The 17,710-nt window shown below is 69.6% G+C and carries 14 protein-coding genes; 9 read left to right on the forward strand and 5 right to left on the reverse strand.

From position 1 onward, the window contains the following. Positions 1–3: 3 nt before the first annotated feature. A complete protein-coding gene (locus tag STRTUCAR8_RS19035) occupies positions 4–1,317 on the reverse strand; it encodes a DUF3824 domain-containing protein (protein WP_006377451.1) in 1,314 nt (437 codons plus the stop codon). Positions 1,318–1,454: 137 nt separating this feature from the next. Between STRTUCAR8_RS19035 and mtnA the strand changes: the two genes are divergently transcribed. The 7 genes from mtnA (at position 1,455) to STRTUCAR8_RS19070 (ending at position 10,314) form a co-directional block, all read left to right on the forward strand. Further along, positions 1,455–2,600 carry an S-methyl-5-thioribose-1-phosphate isomerase gene (gene mtnA, locus STRTUCAR8_RS19040; protein ID WP_006377455.1) on the forward strand — a complete coding sequence of 382 codons (1,146 nt, stop codon included), beginning with the start codon at positions 1,455–1,457 and terminating at the stop codon, positions 2,598–2,600. 8 nt (positions 2,601–2,608) lie between these two features. After that, positions 2,609–3,298, forward strand: a complete 690-nt coding sequence (mtrA, locus tag STRTUCAR8_RS19045) for a two-component system response regulator MtrA (protein WP_189148219.1) — start codon at positions 2,609–2,611, stop codon at positions 3,296–3,298. 1 nt (position 3,299) lies between these two features. Further along, on the forward strand, positions 3,300–5,372 hold the full coding sequence (mtrB, locus tag STRTUCAR8_RS19050; protein WP_044472457.1) for an MtrAB system histidine kinase MtrB: 2,073 nt from the start codon (positions 3,300–3,302) through the stop codon (positions 5,370–5,372). Then, the gene (locus STRTUCAR8_RS19055) at positions 5,362–7,278 is read left to right on the forward strand and encodes an LpqB family beta-propeller domain-containing protein (protein WP_006377468.1); all 1,917 of its coding nucleotides are present in this window, start codon (positions 5,362–5,364) and stop codon (positions 7,276–7,278) included. The genes mtrB and STRTUCAR8_RS19055 overlap by 11 nt, the downstream gene beginning before the upstream one ends. Positions 7,279–7,434: 156 nt before the next feature. After that, the gene (locus STRTUCAR8_RS19060; RefSeq protein WP_044472459.1) at positions 7,435–8,346 is read left to right on the forward strand and encodes a ComF family protein; all 912 of its coding nucleotides are present in this window, start codon (positions 7,435–7,437) and stop codon (positions 8,344–8,346) included. Positions 8,347–8,661: 315 nt separating this feature from the next. Continuing rightward, positions 8,662–9,360, forward strand: coding sequence for a ribosome hibernation-promoting factor, HPF/YfiA family (hpf, locus tag STRTUCAR8_RS19065; protein ID WP_006377448.1), 699 nt, complete (start codon positions 8,662–8,664; stop codon positions 9,358–9,360). Positions 9,361–9,567: 207 nt separating this feature from the next. After that, the gene (locus STRTUCAR8_RS19070; RefSeq protein WP_006377453.1) at positions 9,568–10,314 is read left to right on the forward strand and encodes a response regulator; all 747 of its coding nucleotides are present in this window, start codon (positions 9,568–9,570) and stop codon (positions 10,312–10,314) included. A gap of 57 nt (positions 10,315–10,371) precedes the next feature. On the opposite strand, the gene STRTUCAR8_RS19075 is transcribed toward STRTUCAR8_RS19070, so the two are convergent. Together STRTUCAR8_RS19075 and STRTUCAR8_RS19080 are read right to left on the reverse strand one after the other, a co-directional pair. Continuing rightward, on the reverse strand, positions 10,372–11,583 hold the full coding sequence (locus tag STRTUCAR8_RS19075; RefSeq protein WP_006377460.1) for a winged helix-turn-helix domain-containing protein: 1,212 nt from the start codon (positions 11,581–11,583) through the stop codon (positions 10,372–10,374). 286 nt (positions 11,584–11,869) lie between these two features. After that, positions 11,870–12,445, reverse strand: a complete 576-nt coding sequence (locus tag STRTUCAR8_RS19080) for a GNAT family N-acetyltransferase (protein WP_006377473.1) — start codon at positions 12,443–12,445, stop codon at positions 11,870–11,872. Between the two features lie 244 nt (positions 12,446–12,689). Between STRTUCAR8_RS19080 and secA the strand changes: the two genes are divergently transcribed. After that, the gene (secA, locus tag STRTUCAR8_RS19085) at positions 12,690–15,512 is read left to right on the forward strand and encodes a preprotein translocase subunit SecA (protein ID WP_006377469.1); all 2,823 of its coding nucleotides are present in this window, start codon (positions 12,690–12,692) and stop codon (positions 15,510–15,512) included. 124 nt (positions 15,513–15,636) lie between these two features. Here secA and STRTUCAR8_RS19090 read toward each other — a convergent pair whose 3' ends face one another. After that, on the reverse strand, positions 15,637–16,272 hold the full coding sequence (locus STRTUCAR8_RS19090) for an Rv3235 family protein (RefSeq protein WP_006377465.1): 636 nt from the start codon (positions 16,270–16,272) through the stop codon (positions 15,637–15,639). 311 nt (positions 16,273–16,583) lie between these two features. Here STRTUCAR8_RS19090 and STRTUCAR8_RS19095 point away from each other — a divergent pair, with 311 nt between their 5' ends. Then, positions 16,584–17,099 (forward strand): DUF6912 family protein, encoded by a 516-nt coding sequence (locus tag STRTUCAR8_RS19095; protein WP_006377452.1) that lies wholly within the window; start codon positions 16,584–16,586, stop codon positions 17,097–17,099. A 274-nt stretch (positions 17,100–17,373) separates the two neighbouring features. Here STRTUCAR8_RS19095 and STRTUCAR8_RS19100 read toward each other — a convergent pair. After that, the coding region (locus tag STRTUCAR8_RS19100) for an acyl-CoA-like ligand-binding transcription factor (protein WP_044472460.1) at positions 17,374–17,710 on the reverse strand (337 nt) is incomplete at its 5' end.

Raw genomic sequence — 17,710 nt, forward strand, 5'->3', positions numbered from 1 at the left:
GCATCAGCTCCCCGGGGTGGCGCCCGGGGCGCCGGAGCCGTTGTTCTGTACGCCTGCGGCGCGGGCCAGGTCGAGGTCGAGGGCCTCGCGGCGGATGCGCTGGTCGATGTACAGGAGCACGGTCACGCCCGCGGTGATGGGGAAGGTGATCATGGAGCCGATCACCGAGCCGATGCCGCTGACGACGAGGAACGTCCAGCCGACGCTGCCCGTGCCGTCGAGGACGCCGCTGATGCCGTCTCCGGTGAGGGCTCCGGCGATGAAGGTGAACGGCAGGACGACGATGCCCGCGACGATTCCCGCGATGATCGAGGCGAGCAGCTGGATGCCGAAGACCCGCCACCAGGAGCCGCGGACGAGCTTCGCGGAACGGCTGATCGACTTCACGATGCTCTGCTTCTCCAGCATCAGAGCCGGCGAGGCCAGGGAGAAGCGGATCATCAGCCACAGCGCGACGACGCTCGCGCCGAAGCCCCCCAGCACGGCGAGTGCCACTCCGCCGCTCTCCGAAGCGGTCACGGCCACGATGACGCCGGGTGCGACGCCGACGGTGAGGACCGCGACGACGGTGAGCAGCAGCAGGAAGATGAGGCCGAAGAGCTTCGGGATCTGCGGGCGGGCGTCCCGCCAGGCCTCGCCGATGGTGACCGGCTTGCCGAGCACGGCGCGGCTGGTCACCGATGTGAGCAGGGCCGTCGCGATGACGGTGCCGATCAGGGAGATCACGAAGATGACGCCGGAGCCGAGCAGCGCGTTTCCCATGGCGCGGCCGACCTCGTCGAGGCTAGCGCTGGAGCTGTCGAGGGCGTCGACGCTCGTGCTGTCGTCCAGGAAGAACCCCTGGACGAGGACGGCGACGATCTCCGTGATGATCGCGACGGTGAGCGAGATGCCCAGCACGGTGCGCCAGTAGGCGCGCATGGTGGAGACGGCTCCGTCGAGGATCTCGCCGACACCGAGGGGGCGCAGCGGGATCACTCCGGGCTTGGCCGCGGGCGGGGGACCGCCCCAGTTGCCTCCCCAGCCGGGGTGGCCGCCGGGCGGGCCGTATCCGCCGGGGGGTTGGCCGCCGCCCCAGCCCGGGCCGGGAGGCGGCGGCGGCGGGGTCTGACCGGGGCTCTGGGGGCCGGTGGGCGCGGACCACTGGGCGGGTGGCGGCTGTTCCTTGGACCACTTCGGGCCGGAGCCGGTCGGGTCGGGGAGCGGCTGGTCCGCGGGTTCCGCGGGACCGGGGCGGTCGGCGGGGGCGGACGCGCCGGGCTGCTGCCCTTCGGAGGGGGCGGATCCGGGCGAGGCCCAGCCCGGAGTGTCGTTCATCGTCGCTCCTTCACGGTGCCCGTCCGCGTTCGCGGCAGGTTGGCAGCCATCGTGTCATGGGGAGCGTGCGGGAGATCAGCCCCCTGTATGGGCTGGACTCCTTCAATTGTCCGAGGGACAGGGGGCAGACTGGACGGATGGCTGATCAGTACGCGCAATCCCGCGAGGACAACCGGCCCACCGAGATACCGGCGATCCGTTGGGAGGAACCTCCCGAGGGCCCGGTGCTGGTCCTTCTCGACCAGACGAGACTCCCGGCGGAGGAGGTCGAGCTGGTCTGTACGGACGCACCCGCGCTGGTGGCGGCGATCCGTTCGCTGGCCGTGCGCGGGGCGCCGCTGCTCGGTATCGCGGGGGCGTACGGTGTCGCGCTCGCCGCCGTGCGGGGCTTCGACGTGGACGAGGCTGCCGTCGGGCTGGCGCAGGCCCGGCCCACCGCCGTCAACCTCGCTGTCGGGGTGCGCAGGGCACGGGACGCGTACCGGGCGGAGCTCGCCAGGAGCGGTGACCGGGAGCAGGCGGCCGGGGCGGCGCTGGTCGCGGCGCGGGTGCTGCACAGGGAGGACGCCGAGGCCAGCGCGCGGATGGCGGTGCACGGGCTGGCGCTGCTGGACGAGCTGCTGCCCGGCGGCGGGCACCGGGTGCTCACGCACTGCAACACCGGTTCGCTGGTGTCGGGCGGTGAGGGGACGGCGTTCGCGGTGGCGTTGGCGGCGCACCGGGCGGGGCGGCTGCGCAGGCTCTGGGTGGACGAAACGCGTCCGTTGCTGCAAGGTGCTCGCCTGACGGCGTATGAGGCGGCGCGCAGCGGAATGGCGTACACCTTGCTCACGGACAACGCGGCGGGCTCTCTGTTCGCCGCAGGGGAGGTGGACGCGGTACTGATCGGTGCCGATCGGATCGCGGCCGACGGTTCGGTGGCGAACAAGGTGGGGAGCTATCCGCTCGCCGTGCTGGCCCGGTACCACCACGTGCCGTTCATCGTGGTGGCGCCGGTGACGACGGTGGATCCGGACACCCCCGACGGTGCGTCCATAGAGGTGGAACAGCGTGCCGGACATGAGGTGACGGAGATCGCCGCGCCTCAGGTGCCGGTGCCGGGAGCGGAGGCGGGAGGGGGGATTCCGGTGGCACCCTTGGGGACTCAGGCGTACAACCCGGCGTTCGATGTGACGCCTCCCGAGTTGGTGACGGCGATCGTCACCGAAGCGGGCGTTGTTTCGCCTGTGACGGCTGAGGCGCTGGTAGAGCTGTGTGACAGGTCACGACAGGTAACGATTTAGTTAATGGGATGATGTCGTTTATGAAGGGACGAGTCCTTGTCGTCGATGACGACACCGCACTGGCCGAGATGCTCGGCATTGTGTTGCGTGGTGAAGGTTTTGAGCCGTCTTTCGTAGCTGACGGCGACAAGGCGCTGGCCGCTTTCCGTGAGTCCAAGCCCGATCTGGTGCTCCTGGACCTGATGCTTCCCGGTCGGGACGGTATCGAGGTGTGCCGCCTGATCAGGGCGGAGTCCGGGGTGCCGATCGTGATGCTCACGGCCAAGAGCGACACCGTCGACGTCGTCGTGGGCCTGGAGTCGGGTGCCGACGACTACATCGTGAAGCCGTTCAAGCCGAAGGAGCTGGTCGCCAGGATCCGGGCGCGGCTGCGCAGGTCGGAAGAGCCGGCGCCCGAGCAGTTGGCCATAGGCGACCTCCTCATCGATGTCGCCGGTCACTCCGTGAAGCGGGACGGGCAGTCGATCGCGCTGACGCCTCTGGAGTTCGATCTGCTGGTCGCGCTCGCGCGCAAGCCGTGGCAGGTGTTCACGCGTGAGGTGCTCCTGGAGCAGGTCTGGGGGTACCGCCACGCGGCGGACACCCGGCTGGTGAACGTTCATGTGCAGCGGCTGCGCTCGAAGGTCGAGAAGGACCCGGAGCGGCCGGAGATCGTGGTGACCGTCCGTGGCGTCGGTTACAAGGCAGGACCGAGCTGACGTGTCCGGTGACAGTGCCGCTTCGCCCCCCGGGCGTTCCGGGGGGCGTGCGGGGCGGCCTGTCGGGCGGCAGAGGGTGAGCAGGGCCGGCTCCGGCTGGCGGCAGTTCTTCGAGGGCGGGCTGCTCCAGGGCGGTGTCCAGGGCAGCCCGGTCCTCCGGTTGTTCATGCGCTGGGTGCGCCGGCCGCTGCTGCCCGTCATGCGGCTGTGGCGGCGCAACATCCAGCTCAAGGTCGTCGCCACGACGCTGCTGATGTCGCTCGGTGTCGTGCTGCTGCTCGGCTTCGTCGTCATCGGGCAGGTGCGCAACGGGCTCCTGGACGCCAAGGTGAAGGCGTCGCAGAGTCAGGCCGCGGGCGGGTTCGCGGCGGCCAAGCAGAACGCGGACACGGCGGCCAGCACCAGTGGGGACGACGGTTCCGGCACGGGCGGCCGCCCCGCGCAGACCCTCATCCCGTGGATGAGTGACCTGGTGGAGTCCCTCTCCAGCGGCGGCCAGGGTGCCTTCGACGTCGTGACGCTCCCGGTCGGTCCGGCGGGCGACGACGGTGGCAGCGGGCGTGGGCCGCGTGCCTCCGGCGGGGTCGACCCGACGGCGAGTGTGCCCGACGCGCTGCGCGCGCGGGCCGACAGCAGCGCCATGATGGCCCAGAGCTACACCCGCATCATCTACACCAACGGCAGTGAGTCGCAGCCCGCGCTGGTCATCGGCAAGCAGGTCGACGACCCGAACGGGGACCCGTACCAGCTGTACTACCTCTTCCCGCTCACCCAGGAGGAGAAGTCACTGAGCCTCGTCAAGGGGACGCTGGCGACGGCCGGACTGTTCGTCGTCGTACTCCTGGGAGCCATCGCCTGGCTTGTGGTTCGGCAGGTCGTGACGCCGGTGCGGATGGCGGCGGGGATCGCCGAGCGGCTGTCCGCAGGGCGGCTGCAGGAGCGGATGAAGGTCACCGGCGAGGACGACATCGCGCGGCTCGGCGAGGCCTTCAACAAGATGGCGCAGAACCTTCAGCTGAAGATCCAGCAGCTGGAGGAGCTGTCGCGGATGCAGCGACGGTTCGTGTCCGACGTGTCGCACGAACTGCGGACGCCCCTGACGACCGTACGGATGGCCGCCGATGTCATCCATGACGCGCGCGTGGACTTCGATCCGGTGACCGCGCGGTCGGCCGAACTGCTCGCCGATCAGCTGGACCGGTTCGAGACGCTGCTCGCGGACCTGCTGGAGATCAGCCGGTTCGACGCGGGCGCGGCGGCGCTGGAGGCCGAACCGATAGACCTCAGGGAGGTCGTACGGCGGGTGGTGAGCGGTGCCGCGCCGCTGGCCGAGCGCAAGGGGACGACGGTACGGGTCGTCGGCGACCAGCAGCCCGTGGTGGCGGAGGCCGACGCGCGGCGCGTGGAGCGGGTGCTGCGCAACCTCGTGGTCAACGCCGTGGAGCACGGTGAGGGCAAGGACGTCGTGGTGAAGCTGGCCGCCGCGGGCGGTGCGGTCGCGGTGGCTGTACGGGACTACGGGGTCGGGCTCAAGCCCGGCGAGGCGACCCGGGTGTTCAGCCGTTTCTGGCGGGCCGACCCGGCACGCGCGCGTACCACCGGCGGTACGGGTCTCGGCCTGTCCATCGCGCTGGAGGACGCCCGGCTGCACGGTGGCTGGCTGCAGGCGTGGGGTGAGCCGGGCGGCGGTTCGCAGTTCCGGATGACGCTGCCACGTACCGCCGACGAGCCCCTGCGGGGCTCACCGATACCGCTGGAGCCCAAGGACTCCCGGCGCCATCGGGGACTCAACGACGCGGGTCTGCCGCACGCCGGCGGCGACAAGCTGGCCACGGTGCCGGTGCGGGCGGCGGCGGCCGAACAGCGGCCGATAGCGCCGCGGCTCACCGCGGTCGCCCCTACCGCGGACCCCACGGCCCTGCCCGGCAACGGCTCCCGCGTGGTGCCGCGCCCGGTCGGCGGTGCGCGGTGGGACGGCATGTCCGGTACGGAGTCGCAGTCCTCGGACGGGGTGTCCTCGGATGCCGGGTCGGAGCGGGTGGATGAACAAGGGGAGGCATTTCGTGGGCCCTGACCGCGAGCGGGACGGTCGGCGGCGGGAAACGGTTCGCGCGGTGGTGTACGCCGCCTGTGGCGCCGTACTGCTGGCCGGATGCGCCTCGATGCCCGACAGCGGGGATCTGCGCGGAGTCGAGTCCACGCCTCGGCAGGACGCCCAGGTACGGGTCTTCGCCCTGGCGCCCCACGAGAACGCACCGCCCGGACAGATCGTCCAGGGCTTCCTTGAGGCGCTGACCAGCGACGATCCGCACTATGAGACCGCGCTCAAGTACCTGACGGCACGTGCCGTGAAGACCTGGCGGCCCGACGCGTCGACCACGGTGCTGGACGGCGGGCCCACAGCGGATCCCGTCCCCGCGGGCACCCGGGACGACACCGACGACTACGCGGCCACGCTGACCGGCGGCAGGTTCGCCACGCTGGACTCCCGGCAGTCGTACGAACCCGCCAATGGGCAGTACCGGGAGACGCTGCACCTGACGCGTGAGAAGAAGAGCGGGCAGTGGCGCATCGACGACCTGCCGCAGGGCATCGTCATGGGCAAGTCGGACTTCCTGCGCAACTACACGGCCGTCAATAAGTACTACTTTGCGTCGAACACGCCGACGGAGTCGAACGGGCAGCCCGTGTCCGTCGCCGATCCGGTCTACGTCCGCAAGAAGGTCGACCCGATGACGCAGACGGTGAGTTCGCTGCTGGCGGGGCCCTCGCGCTGGCTGGGACCGGTCGTCAGGTCGAGTTTCCCCACCGGCACGGCGCTCAGGAAGGGGGTCACCTCGCTGACCCCCGACGACCAGAACCGTTTGACGGTGCCGCTCAACGACAAGGCGAGCCGGGCCGGGTCCGCCAAGTGCACCGAGATGGCCGCCCAACTCCTCTACACGCTGCAGGACCTGACCCCCACGGGGGTCGACGAGGTCGCACTGCAGCGCGCCGACGGCAGCCAGCTGTGCGTCCTGCGCAAGGACCAGGCCGAGACCGTCGCCGCGCGCGGTGTGGTGGAGCACCCCGAGTTCCAGTACTTCATCGACGACAAGCACCGCCTCGTACGCGTGGCGGGCGACAGCCTCGAAGCGGCCGCCGACGTCACGCCGGTGCCGGGTGCGCTCGGTGAGGGCGAGAAGCAGCTGCGGTCCGCGGCGGTCTCGCGCGACGAGGACAGCGCGGCCGGGGTCTCGCTGGACGGGACCTCGCTGTACGTCGGGTCGTTGGTGTCCGGCGGGTCGCTCGGCGAGCCCGTGCTGACCAGCCAGGGCGCCGCCAAGGCCGACCGTCTGACGACACCCAGCTGGGACGGTGACGGTGACCTGTGGGTGGCCGACCGCAACCCCAAGAAGCCCCGGCTGCTGTTCCTGGAGAAGGGCGCGGGCGAGCCGCTGGAGGTGCGGACGCCGGGGCTCGACGGGCGTATCGAAGCGGTACGGGTGGCTGCCGACGGGGTGCGGATCGCGCTCATCGTGGAGAAGGACGGTCTGCGGTCCCTGTACATCGGGCGGATCGAGCGGGACGAGCGGCCGGCGCGGACGTCGGGCGGGTCGGCTCAGGAGAAGGCGGCGGCGAAGGAGACCAAGGGACAGCGGGCCGGGGTGCAGTCGGTGGTGTCGGTCCTCGAACTGCACTCCGTGACACCGCAGTTGGAGGAGGTCACCGCCATGTCGTGGGCCGGCGACAGTCGGCTCGTGGTGGTGGGGCGTGAGCAGGGCGGCGTGCAGCAGATGGGGTACGTGCAGGTCGACGGCTCGACTCCGGTGGGGTCGGCGCCCGCCGCGCTGACCGGGGTGAAGAGCATCGCCGCGTCCGAGGACGAGCGGCTGCCGCTGGTGGCGTACTCGGAGGAGGACGGGATCGTGCGGCTGCTGTCCGGGTCCAAGTGGCAGAAGCTGGTCAAGGAGGGGTCGGCTCCGGTCTATCCGGGGTGAGGCGCCGGCTTTTGGGGCGGTGAAGGGGACGGCTCGTCGGACATCCGGCGGGCCGTCGGTGTTATCGGGTGCTGTCCCGCGGGGCGCGTGGAGTTGTCCACAGGGCGTTTTCCACAGGGGTGGCCGGGTGGCGCCGTTGTTGGCACAGTGGTGGGCATGCGGGGCTGGTGGCAGGATCTCGGCGACCTGGTGCTGCCGGCCGAGTGCGGGGGCTGCGGACGGCCTCGCACGGTGCTCTGCCCGGAGTGCCGTGCCGCTCTGGGCGGGGCCGCGTCCAGCAGGGTGCGACCGGTGCCGGAGCCGCTCGGGCTGCCGGTGGTGCACGCGGCGGTCCGGTACGCGGACGAGGTGCGCGCGGTACTCCTCGCGCACAAGGAAAGGGGTGCGCTGGCACTCGCGGGGCCGCTCGGGACGGCGCTGGCGGGAGCTGTGCGGGCGGGGCCGGCCGGGGCCCTGCGCGATGGTACGGGCGTGCTGCTCGTCCCCGTGCCGTCCGCGAGCCGGGCTGTGCGGGCCCGGGGGCACGATCCGGCTCGGCGTATCGCGCTCGCCGCGGCGGGTGAGCTGCGCGCGTCCGGTACGCCGGCCCGGGTGCTGGCGGTGCTGCGGCAGCGGCGTGCGGTGGCCGATCAGGCGGGCCTCAACTCCCGGGAGCGGCTGGACAATCTCGCGGGCGCCCTGAGCGTGGTCGCCGGGGGCGGGCGGCTGCTGGCCGGTGCGGGTGCGGTCGTCCTGGTCGACGACCTGATGACGACGGGAGCCTCGCTGGCCGAGGCCGCCCGTGCCGTACGGGAGGCGGTCGGGTACGGGGAGACGGCGGTGGCGGCCGGGGCGGAACGGGCGGGAGCGGTGGGAATCGTGAGAGGACTGAGAAATGCCGTGTACTCGGAAGCGGGACGGGAAGGCAGAGTGCAGCGGTGCACAGGAGTCACGGCTGGGGATGCGCTTGCGGATGTGGAGCGGAGGCCAGGAGTGTCGGCAATAGTGGCGCCTGACACCTTCGGAGGCATGATCTGCGCGGCCGTGGTCGCGGCGACGCCTGATTCTTTCGAAATAAACCGGAACTGACCGTGAACTTGCATCGTTGCAGGTAGTGAGAGGGCCAATTAACTGGAACGGAGGTACGCGGCAGTAGAGGGTGACGACATCCGTCCGGGCGAGATATGTTCGGTTGTGAGGGAAAGCCGCAGGCCACACCTCGAAAATCCGAATGCCGTGCTGCGGGTTTTGCTTAATCACCCCGGCCTGCCGCGTGGGGATCTTGCCCATGGGGGAGGAGGAGGTGGAAGTCACCGAGTCCGAGGTTCCGGAGCACACCGGAGCCTGGTGCGAAAGGGAGACGCTTCGCCACTGAAGCGGAGCGATCCGGGAACGGAGTTCTGCGTGGACATCGTCGTCAAGGGACGCAAGACCGAGGTGCCCGAGCGGTTCCGGAAGCACGTCGCCGAGAAGCTGAAGCTGGACAGAATCCAGAAGCTCGACGGCAAGGTGATCAGCCTCGACGTAGAGGTGTCCAAGGAGCCCAACCCCCGGCAGGCCGACCGCTCCGACCGAGTGGAGATCACGCTCCACTCCCGCGGTCCGGTGATCCGGGCGGAAGCAGCGGCAAGCGACCCGTACGCGGCACTCGACCTCGCTGCGGACAAGCTCGAGGCCCGGCTGCGCAAGCAGCACGACAAGCGTTACACCCGCCGAGGCGCCGGCCGGCTGACAGCCGCCGAGGTCGCCGACCACGTCCCGGACGCGGCAACGCTGAACGGTAACGGTCACCCCGTCCACGAGGAAGACGCGGACGGCGTGCCCGTCAAGAGGATCGGCTCGCTGGAAGTGAAGGGCGAAGGCCCCCTCATCGTCCGCGAGAAGACCCACGTCGCCTCCCCGATGACGCTTGACCAGGCTCTCTACGAGATGGAACTGGTCGGGCACGACTTCTACCTGTTCGTCGACTCCGAGACCAAGGAACCGAGTGTCGTCTACCGGCGGCACGCCTACGACTACGGCGTGATCCACCTCAACACGGACCCGATGGTCGCCCACCAGGAGACGCACTCCCCCGCGGCGGGTGGCACGCTGGGCGGTTGACCGCCCCCGGTGACAGCCGAGCGGGTGCCCCTGGAGCGCTTGTGTGCGCCCCCAGGGGCACCCGTGTGCGACCCCTTCGGGGCCCGCTCCGTCACCGCACTGTCGCCCGGGCATGGAATCATGGCCGCAACGGTCCAACCGGTGGGCCGTTGCCTTGGGTTGGCGATGGCACAGGACCACAGGCCACAGCCTTCAGGGGGAGGAACGATGGCGGACAGCTTCGGACCGATGCGGGTCGAGGATGCCGACGACGGCGTCACCGGCACGGGCTCGGACGCGGGTACCTCGCGCAAGGAGCCGATCAGGGTTCTTGTCGTCGACGACCACGCGCTCTTCCGCCGTGGACTGGAGATCGTGCTCGCGGCCGAGGAGGACATCCAGGTCGTCGGCGAGGCCGGGGACGGTGCGGAGGCTGTCGACAAGGCGGCCGACCTGCTGCCCGACATCGTCCTGATGGACGTACGGATGCCGAAGCGCGGTGGGATCGAGGCGTGCACCTCCATCAAGGAGGTCGCGCCCAGCGCCAAGATCATCATGCTGACGATCAGCGATGAGGAAGCCGATCTGTACGAGGCGATCAAGGCGGGTGCGACCGGCTATCTCCTCAAGGAGATCTCCACGGACGAGGTGGCCACGGCCATTCGTGCGGTGGCCGACGGGCAGTCGCAGATCAGCCCCTCGATGGCGTCGAAACTCCTCACCGAATTCAAGTCGATGATCCAGCGGACGGACGAGCGGCGACTGGTGCCGGCGCCCCGGCTCACGGAGCGCGAGCTGGAAGTACTGAAGCTGGTCGCCACCGGTATGAACAACCGTGACATCGCCAAGGAGTTGTTCATCTCCGAGAACACCGTGAAGAACCATGTGCGCAACATCCTGGAGAAGCTGCAGCTGCACTCCAGGATGGAGGCGGTGGTTTACGCGATGCGGGAGAAGATCCTCGAGATCCGGTAGAGCGATCGGTCGTAGGGAGATCGCAGCGAGATCGCAGGGCGGGGCAGCCGGTCGCGGTTAGGCGAGGGCCTGGGTCAGTTCCCTGGTGAGGGGGGCGCGTAGGTCCGGGGCGTCCACCCGTTCCACTCGCACGTTCGTGCAGTTCACCCAGCTTGCCGCCTCCAGCAGGGCCTGAGCCACCGCCGGGACCGCCTTCGGGCCGTTCAGGGTGACCTGCCTGGCCACCAGGGTGCTGCCCTCGCGGGCGGGGTCCACTCTTCCGACGAGGTGGCCGCCGGCGAGGACCGGCATCGCGAAGTAGCCGTGCACGCGCTTCGGCTTGGGGACGTAGGCCTCCAGGCGGTGCGTGAAACCGAAGATCCGTTCCGTGCGTGCCCGTTCCCAGATCAGGGAGTCGAACGGGGAGAGCAGGGTCGTGCGGTGGCGGCCTCGTACCGGTGTCTCCAGGGCTGCCGGGTCGGCCCAGGCCGGTTTGCCCCAGCCTTCGACCGTGACGGGAACCAGGCCCGAGTCCGCGATCACCGCGTCGACCTGCTCCGCCTTCAGACGGTGGTAGTCGGCGATGTCCGCGCGGGTGCCGACGCCCAGGGACTGGCCCGCGAGGCCGACGAGGCGGCGCAGGCATTCGGCGTCGTCCAGCTCGTCGTGCAGCAACGTGGCGGGGATGGCGCGCTCGGCCAGGTCGTACACCCGCTTCCAGCCTCGGCGCTCCACGCACACCACCTCGCCGTACATCAGGGCGCGTTCGACGGCGACCTTGGTGCCGGACCAGTCCCACCATTCGCTGGTGCGCTTCGCGCCGCCCAACTCCGTTGCCGTGAGGGGGCCCTGCGTGCGGAGCTGTTCGATGACCTGGTCGTAGACGCCGGGCGGGAGGTCGTGGTTCCACTGGGGGCGGGAGCGGTAGGCGCGGCGGCGGAAGGCGAAGTGGGGCCACTCCTCCACGGGGAGGATGCAGGCGGCGTGGGACCAGTACTCGAAGGCGTGGGGGTTCGCCTGCGCCGGGTTCCAGTAGGCGTCTTCGATCTTCTTGCGCGGTATGGCGCCCAGGCGGGCGTACGGGATGAGTTCGTGGGAGCGGGCGAGTACGGAGATCGTGTCGAGCTGGACCGCGCCGAGGTGGCGGAGGATGCCGCGGACGGCTGCCTTGCGGTTGGGGGTGCCGAGGAAGCCCTGTGCGCGTAGGGCGATGCGGCGGGCTTCGTCGGCGGAGAGGGTGGTGTGGGGGGTGGTGGGGTGGCCCGGGCCGCCCCTCCTGCCTATGCACAAGACGGGGTGGGACTGACAGTGGGGGTGAGCTGGGGGTTGGGGTGGGGAGGGAGTTCGCCCCCGCCGCCCCTACCCGTCCCATCCCGTTCCTGGGGCTGCGCCCCCAGACCCCCCTCCGGCCCTGAACGGGCCTTGTCCTCAAACGCCGGACGGGCTGAGGGGGCGGGCCTTGGTCTCAGGTGCCGGTGGGCTGGAAGTGCGGTCCTCGCCCCCCGAGCGCCGGACGGGCTGGAAGTGCGGGCCTGCGCTGAGATGTGCCGGGCGGGCTGGAAGGCGGGACCTGTCCTCAGGCGTCGGGGGCTGGGAGGTAGGGGGCCGAGGAGGGGAGGCTCAGGTCTGAGGGGAGTAGGGAGGCTACCCAGCAGTCCCGGCGTACTCCCTTGTTGTTGATCGCTGAGCGCAGGGTGCCCTCCATGGTGAAGCCGGCTCGTTCCGCCGCTGTCCGGGACGCCGTGTTGCCTACTTCGGCCCGCCACTCCACGCGGTCCACCGACATGTCGGTGAAGGCCCAGCGGGACGCGGTGATCGTGGCCTCTGTGATGTAGCCGTTGCCCCGGTGGGCCTTGTCGGCCCAGAAGCCGACCTCGGCCACTCCCAGGGAGCGCATGGTCAGGGCGAGCATGCCCACCAGTTCCTCCCCTTCGGGGAGGAAGACGCCGAACGTGAACATCGAGCCGTCCGCCCAGCCGTCGGGCACCAGCTGGGAGGTGAAGCCATGGGCGTGTTCGGGGAGGTAGGGCGACGGGATCGTCGTCCAGCGCTGGATGTCGGCGTCCTGCACCGCGGCGTACACGGCGTCCGTGTCGTGGGGGCCGACCGTGCGCAGGAGCAGACGGTCGGTGGTGAGAGTGACGGGGTCCATCGGCCGATTCTGCTCGGGGCGGGATGAGGGCGCCATCCCTTTTGCTGTGCGTGAGTTCGTGATCACAATTCGTGCAATTCATGGGTGGGACGCGGCACCATCCGTGACTCGCGGCCGTTCTCCTTATGGCTGTCCCGTCGGCAGACCTCCCGGCTTGGCGGGGTCCTCGCATACGATGGCCGTTGCTCAGTTAAGACAATGAAAACCGACCGTCCCGGCCCGACCGGCAAGGAGACCAACCCCCGTGTCCGTCCTCTCGAAGATCATGCGTGCAGGCGAAGGCAAAATCCTGCGCAAGCTGCACCGCATCGCGGACCAGGTCAACTCCATCGAAGAGGACTTCGTCGACCTCTCCGACGCCGAGCTGCGGGCCCTCACCGATGAGTACAAGCAGCGGTACGCCGACGGTGAGAGTCTGGACGACCTGTTGCCCGAGGCCTTCGCCACCGTGCGCGAGGCGGCCAAGCGGGCCCTCGGCCAGCGCCACTACGACGTCCAGATCATGGGCGGTGCCGCGTTGCACCTCGGCTATGTCGCCGAGATGAAGACCGGTGAGGGCAAGACCCTGGTCGGCACGCTGCCCACGTACCTGAACGCCCTCTCCGGAGACGGCGTTCACCTCATCACGGTCAACGACTACCTGGCCGAGCGCGACTCCGAAATGATGGGCCGCGTCCACAAGTTCCTGGGCCTGACCGTCGGCTGCATCCTGGCCAACATGACGCCGGCCCAGCGCCGCGAGCAGTACGCCTGCGACATCACGTACGGCACGAACAACGAGTTCGGCTTCGACTACCTGCGCGACAACATGGCGTGGTCCCAGGACGAACTCGTCCAGCGGGGCCACAACTTCGCGGTGGTCGACGAGGTCGACTCGATTCTCATCGACGAGGCCCGTACGCCGCTGATCATCTCCGGCCCCGCCGACCAGGCCACCAAGTGGTACGGCGACTTCGCCAAGCTGGTCACGCGCCTCAAGCGCGGTGAGACGGGCAACCCCCTCAAGGGCATCGAGGAGACCGGCGACTACGACGTCGACGAGAAGAAGCGCACCGTCGCCATCCACGAGTCGGGTGTCGCCAAGGTCGAGGACTGGCTCGGCATCGACAACCTGTACGAGTCGGTGAACACGCCGCTGGTGGGCTACCTGAACAACGCCATCAAGGCCAAGGAGCTCTTCAAGAACGACAAGGACTACGTCGTCATCGACGGCGAAGTCATGATCGTCGACGAGCACACCGGCCGTATCCTCGCCGGCCGCCGCTACAACGAGGGCATGCACCAGGCGATCGAGGCGAAGGAAGGGGTGGACATCAAGGACGAGAACCAGACCCTGGCGACCATCACCCTTCAGAACTTCTTCCGCCTCTACTCCAAGCTCTCCGGCATGACCGGTACGGCCATGACCGAGGCCGCCGAGTTCCACCAGATCTACAAGCTCGGTGTCGTCCCGATCCCGACCAACCGCGACATGGTCCGCAAGGACCAGTCCGACCTGATCTACCGCACCGAGGTCGCCAAGTTCGAGGCGGTCGTCGACGACATCGCCGAGAAGCACGAGAAGGGTCAGCCGATCCTCGTCGGCACGACCTCGGTGGAGAAGTCCGAGTACCTGTCGCAGCAGCTCTCGAAGCGCGGCATCCAGCACGAGGTGCTGAACGCCAAGCAGCACGACCGGGAGGCGACCATCGTCGCCCAGGCCGGCCGCAAGGGTGCCGTCACGGTCGCGACCAACATGGCCGGCCGTGGTACGGACATCAAGCTCGGCGGCAACCCCGACGACCTCGCCGAGGCGGAGCTGCGGCAGCGCGGCCTCGACCCCGAGGAGCACATCGAGGAGTGGGCAGCGGCCCTGCCGGCCGCCCTGGAGCGGGCCGAGAAGGCTGTGAAGGCGGAGTTCGAGGAGGTCAAGGACCTCGGCGGGCTCTACGTCCTCGGTACCGAGCGGCACGAGTCCCGGCGTATCGACAACCAGCTGCGCGGTCGTTCCGGACGCCAGGGCGACCCCGGTGAGTCGAGGTTCTACCTCTCCCTCGGTGACGATCTGATGCGGCTCTTCAAGGCCCAGATGGTCGAGCGCGTCATGTCGATGGCGAACGTTCCGGACGACGTACCGATCGAGAACAAGATGGTCACCCGTGCCATCGCCTCCGCGCAGTCGCAGGTCGAGACGCAGAACTTCGAGACCCGCAAGAACGTCCTCAAGTACGACGAGGTCCTCAACCGGCAGCGCGAGGTCATCTACGGCGAGCGGCGCCGCGTCCTGGAGGGCGAGGACCTGCACGAGCAGGTCCAGCACTTCATGGACGACACCATCGACGCGTACATCGCCGCGGAGACCGCCGAAGGCTTCGCCGAGGAATGGGACGTGGACCGGCTGTGGGGTGCTTTCAAGCAGCTCTACCCGGTGAAGGTCACTGTCGACGAGCTGGAGGAAGCGGCCGGCGACCGGGCCGGGCTGACCGCCGAGTTCATCTCCGAGTCGATCAAGGACGACATCCACGACCAGTACGCGTCGCGTGAGGAGCAGCTCGGCTCCGAGATCATGCGTGAGCTGGAGCGCCGGGTCGTTCTGTCGGTCCTCGACCGCAAGTGGCGCGAGCACCTCTACGAGATGGACTACCTCCAGGAGGGCATCGGCCTGCGCGCCATGGCGCAGAAGGACCCGCTGGTCGAGTACCAGCGCGAGGGCTTCGACATGTTCACCGCCATGATGGAGGGCATCAAGGAGGAGTCCGTCGGCTACCTGTTCAACCTGGAGGTCCAGGTCGAACAGCAGGTCGAGGAGGTCCCGGTCGCGGACAGCAGGCCGTCCCTGGACAAGGGCGCCGAGGACTCGGTGCCGGCGCAGGCGAGTGCCAACTCCCGGCCCGAGATCCGCGCCAAGGGTCTCGACGCTCCGCAGCGGCCGGACCGGCTGCACTTCTCCGCGCCGTCCGTTGACGGCGAGGGCGGCATCGTCGAGGGCGACCTCGTCGGGGACGACGACGAGGTGCGGTCCGAGGCGGACGGCCTCACCCGCGCCGAGCGGCGCAAGCAGAAGAGCGGGCGGCGCCGTAAGAAGTAAGCAGTTGCAGGGGAAGTGGTAGTGGTAGTGGTAGTGCGCCAGTGACTGCGGGTTGTCGCTGACGAGTTGTTCCAAGGGCCGGGCATCCTCCTGCGAGGGTGGCCGGCCCTTCGGTTTGCGGTGGCTAGTCGTCCGCTGTGTGCGGCCTTCGGGGGCCGCCCAGTTCCACCGCCGTACAGCGCCAGCGGAAGTCCCGGCCCAGCTCCAGGCGGAAGGCCATCGCGCGAAGCTGGTCGCCGGCGCCGATGCGGGCGAAGGCCTCCAGGGCGCCCTGGCTGGGCTCGTAGTAGCCGACGTCGCGGACCACGGGGCGGGTGCCGCGGGTGCGCAGGGGGCCGCGCTCCGCGAGCCGGGCCAGTTCGTCGTAGGCGCGGCCCACGGTGTGGCGGAGCATGCTGTGGACGGGGCGTTCGCCGCTCAGGACGGCCAGGAGGCGGTCGGCGAAGAGGTCGGTGGGTTGGGGCTGGGGGAGAGTCTGGGGCAGCTGGGAGGGCGCCTGGCGGGGCTGGGCGGGGTTCTGGAGGGGGCGGGTGGGCGTCCTGTGCTGTTCCGGGTGCTGCCCCTGTCGCGGGCCCTGGGCGGGGACTCGGGGTTCCGGGTGGCGGGTTTCGGTGGGGGTGGAGGCCAGGGGGAGGGGGGTACGAGGGGTGCCCCCGCCCGGGGTGGTGCGGTGCGGGGTGCTGCCGGGGCGGCGGGTGTCCCTGCGCACCGGCGGGTGGGACGGGGTGCGGCGGACCGTCCTTGTCATCACCTTGTTCATGGAATGTCCCCGTTCTCGCGGCCCGGATGAGTACCGGGCAGTAACTTTCTGGTGGGGATCTTGTACGGGGAGTAACCGGCCGTGTGCAAGGAGAGGTGGGCTGCGGGCGGAGGGGGCTGGAGGTTCACTTATCAGGGTGGTTCTCGGACGGTAAAGACCTGGTGGGGGGCGCGGGCAGGGTGAATTTCGAGGAGCTCGGTTGACGTTCGGAGGGGCGTGAGCGGGGACTCGAAAGGGGACGCCGCGACGTATCCTGAGGGTCTTCCCGGGTCGTCGGAAACGCCTTCTACGAACTACGAAAGCGGTCAGTCATGCGCGTCTACGTCCCCCTGACCCTCCCCGGCCTTGCCGAGGCGTACAAGACGGGTGAGCTGGGGGTGGGGCGGTTCGTCGCGTACGCCGTCACGCCCGCGTTGCGTGAGTGGTATCTGTCCGACGACATCGAGGAACTCGAGTACTCGGCGCTGAATCGGGCCGCGCTCGCGTCGTTGCGGTTGCTCGCGATGCAGCCGGAGGTGATGCGTCGGCGTGTGGTCGTCGCCCTGGAGGTCGCGGACGGGATGGCTGTCGCCGACCCCGACCGGGGGCTCGATCCGGGGGCGCTGGGTGAGGTGCGGGTCGGGGGGCCCGTGTCGTTGGGGAAGGCTGCGGCTGTGCATGTCGACGCCGGGGACGCGGAGGGGGATGTCGCGGCGGCCGCGGCGGCGTTGGGGGCGGCGGATCGGGGGGATGACGATGCGCAGTTCACCGTGGACGGGGCTGAGGATCATGAGCTGCTCTGGTATGCCACGCAGGAGATTCCTGAGTTGGTGGCGTTGTTGGGGTGAGTGCTGAGGGGGGTGGTGGGTTGTTTCGCCCCCGCCGCCCCTACCCGTCCCATCCCGTTCCTGGGGGCTGCGCCCCCAGACCCCCCTTTCGGCCCTGAAGGGGCCTTGTCCTCAAACGCCGGACGGGCTGAAAATGCGGTCCTGCGCTGGAAGGGTGTCGGCCTGGGCTGGAGAGATGCAGTAAACGGGTGGGTGGGTGGGAAACACGGCCTGGGCTGGAGGGGCCTCGTCCTCAGATCCCGGACGACATGAACCAACGCCGAAGCACCGCAGGTCAGCGTAGGGTCGGCAAGCCCTGTTCGAAGACGTTCACCGCTCGGTCCACCAGGTCGGGGAGGCTGTCCCTGAAGTCGTTCTGCGCCCAGTAGACGGTGATCTCGGCCAGGCCGCCGATCAGGGACATGGCGTAGACGCGGACCTCCAGGTCGGCGGGGTCGCGGCCGGTGCGCTCCGCGATGACGCGGCAGAGGAGGCGCCCGGTTTCGGACATGCTCTCGATCATGCGGGAGCGGACCGCCGGGACCTCCAGCATCAGCCTGCTGCGCAGCCGCGTCACCTCGGGCTCCTCGGCCCTGCTGAGGCCGACGGCCTTCTTCAGGATGTACCGCAGG

Source organism: Streptomyces turgidiscabies Car8, assembly GCF_000331005.1.
Taxonomy (GTDB): domain Bacteria; phylum Actinomycetota; class Actinomycetes; order Streptomycetales; family Streptomycetaceae; genus Streptomyces; species Streptomyces turgidiscabies.